Source organism: Streptomyces recifensis, assembly GCF_002154615.1.
GTDB classification, from domain to species: domain Bacteria; phylum Actinomycetota; class Actinomycetes; order Streptomycetales; family Streptomycetaceae; genus Streptomyces; species Streptomyces griseoluteus.
Window position 1 is genome coordinate 1 of sequence record NZ_MUNH01000432.1, and the last position, 548, is coordinate 548.

Here is a 548-nt window from a genome sequence, read left to right on the forward strand (position 1 = left end):
CCGGCCTGCTGCTCCTCCCGGTCCAGCCGGCCGGCGCCGCCTCCACCACCAGCACGGTGGCGGCGGCCCCGAACTTCAAGGCCCCCTACCCGTGCGGTCAGAAGTGGACCTACAGCCACCACTCGGCCGAGGTCCGCCGCGCACTGGACTTCGTCCGCGCCGACGGCGGCACCACCAACGGAACCCCGGTCCTCGCCTCCGCCGCGGGCACCGCCTACCGGTACTACCAGGCGAGCGGCGCGGGCAACTACATAGCCATCGAGCACGGCGGAGGCTGGCGCACCTACTACTTCCACCTGTCCGCCTACAGCGTCGCCGACGGCGCGCACGTCGAGCAGGGCCAGCAGATCGGGACCACCGGGAGCACCGGCAACTCCACCGGCCCGCACATCCACTACGAGCAGCTGTACAACGGTGTCGGACAGGACATCGTTATCAACGGGGCCGCGCTGGCCTACCCCGGCAGCTACAACCAGTACTTCCTGACCAGCGACAACGGTTGCGGGGGCGCGGGCGTGCCGTTCATGACCTGGGGCAGCGGGGTGCGG

General features: G+C 70.8%; 1 protein-coding gene. It reads left to right on the forward strand.

All coding sequences use genetic code 11. The features are described from left to right. Positions 1 to 5: 5 nt before the first annotated feature. Positions 6 to 548 (forward strand): M23 family metallopeptidase (locus CCN33_RS21725; RefSeq protein WP_086695227.1); only part of this gene is annotated, 543 nt, incomplete at its 3' end.